At 74.8% G+C, this 2,325-nt stretch carries 1 protein-coding gene; it reads right to left on the bottom strand.

The annotated features are described in order from the left end of the window. The coding region (locus tag AC1D01_RS30715; RefSeq protein WP_477873189.1) for an acyltransferase domain-containing protein at positions 1-2,325 on the bottom strand (2,325 nt) is incomplete at both ends.

Genomic DNA, 2,325 nt, shown 5'->3' with positions numbered 1-2,325 from the left:
AACCGGCATCGGCCTGCACCGCGTCGATCACGGCCTCGAGCCCGCCATCGAGTTCGACCAGCCCGCCGAAGCGGTCGCCGTGCTCCGCGGCCAGCGTCGCGGCCAGGCCCGACAACGGCGCCTGCGCCAGCGAGCCAGCCGTCACGAGCCACAGCCGCACGTCGATGCCGGCATGCAGGCGGATCACGGCCTGCGCGTCCTGCACGAGGGCGTGCAGCGCGGGCACGTCGCCGACTGACTGCAGATCGAGCGGCCGCAGGTCGACGACATCGAGGCGGACCGACGGCGCGAGGCCAGCCAGCGCCGCCGCATCGGCGAGCCGATGGACGGTCGCGCCGCGCTGCTGCAGCGCCTGCCCGAGGCCGCCGCGGTCGCCGATCACGGCCCATTCGCGGGCCTGCGGTTTCGGTGTCAGCGTTGCCTCGGCATCAGCCAACGCGTAGAACGCATCGGCCGCATCGGCACGGGCCGTGGCGCCCAGGCGCTCGAGCACCAGGCCGTCGAGCTGCAGCACCGGGCCTTGCTCGTCGAACAGCAGCGCATCGACGCGCACCGGCTCGCCATCGCCTTGCGGCGCGGTCGCGCGGGCATGGATCCAGCCGGGTCCGGTCAGCGGGCGCAGCCAACGCGCGCCATCGAGCCGCGTCGGCAGCCACAGCGCGCCGGGCGGGGCCAGCGTCACCATCAGCTGGAAGCAGGCGTCGAGCGCGGCGGGCGGGATGGCGAAGCGCTCGTCGGCCATCGGCGCCAGCTGGGCCAGCGCTTCGGCGGGCACGAACCAGGCCTGCGCGATGCCGTGAAGCGTGGGGCCGAATTTCGCGCCAGCGGCATCGAGGCGTGCGTAGAAATCCGCGGCGCTGACTGCGGGTTGCGTGCGCAGGCGCGCCGGCGCGGTGGTGTCGTGCGCGACCGCAGTCATCGGCGCGACGTGGGCCTGTGCGTGCAGCGTCCACGCGCCGTCGCCGCGGGTCTGGAAGCTCAAGCCCAGCACGTCGTCCGCGCCGGCCACGGCCTGCACCTGCAGCGCGCTTGCGGCATCGGGCTGCAGGTGCAGCGCGCGATCGAAGCGCAGGCCTTGCACACCGGCGCCCGGCRCGAGCGCCTGCACGGCAGCCAGCGACAGCTCCAGCCACGCCGACGCCGGCAGCACCGCGCTGCCATGCAGCGCATGCGCGAACCAGGCCGGCACGCGGCCCGGGTCGATCGAGACATTCCACAGCGCGCCCGCCGGCATGCCGGCCAGCGCGATGCCGGCACCGAGCACCGGATGGCGGCTGTCGACCACCGGGCCATGACCCTGCACGCCGGCCGGGGCGATGTCGGCCGCGGCGATCCAGTGGCGTTCGCGCTGCCACGGGTAGGTCGGCAGTGTCAGCGTGCGGCCGCGCGGCAGCATGCGTGACCAGTCGAGCACGCCGCCGGCACAGTGCAGCGCACCGAGCGCGGCACGCAGGGCCGGCAGCTCGGGTTCGTCGCGGCGTGCGCAGGCGATCGTCGTGACCTCGTGCCCGCCGGCCTGCGCCGTCTGCTGCACCGACGGCAGCAGCACCGGGTGCGGCCCGAGCTCGACGAACACCGTGATGCCGTCGGCCAGCAGCTGCTGCACCGTCGCGCCGAAGCGCACCGGCTGGCGCAGGTTGTCGGCCCAGTAGCGGCCCGTCAGCTCGGCGCCTTCGGCGCGGCGCGCCAGCACCGTCGAGTACAGCGCGGCGCGCGTGGCCTGGGGTTGCAGGTCGTGCAGCTCGGCGGCGAGTTCGGCCGCGAGCGGCGCCATCTGCGGGCTGTGCGAGGCCACGTCGACCTTGACCAGGCGGCAGAACACGCCTTCGGATTCCAGCTGGGCCATCAGCGCCTGCACGACGGCCGGGTCGCCGGAGATCACGCTGGAGCGCGGGCTGTTGCTGACGGCCACCGCGACCTGCTCCTCGTGGCCGGCGATGCGGGCCTGCGCCTCGGCCATGCCCAGTTCGACCAGCGCCATCGCGCCCTGCCCGCTGGTGCGGCGCATCAGCGCGCTGCGGCGGCAGATGATGCGCATCGCCTGCGGCAGGCTGAGCGCGCCGGCCACCGCGGCGGCCGCGACCTCGCCCATGCTGTGGCCGACCACCGCGTCGGGCTCGATGCCGTGCGCGCGCCACAGCGCGGCATAGGCCCACGCGAGCGCGACCAGCACCGGCTGGATCACGTCGATCTGGTCGAGGCGGTACGCAGGGCTGCCGGGCTCGGCGGCGAGCTGCTCGACGATCGACCAGTCGGCGAACGGCCGGGCCGCTTCGTCGCAGGCGTCGAGCGCCGCGCGGAACACGGGTTCGCGCGCCATCAGCT

It is taken from the genome of Rhizobacter sp. P3_B12, assembly GCF_056402895.1.
Note: the sequence above shows the minus strand (reverse complement) of the source record. Positions and strands in the feature narration are given on the sequence as shown.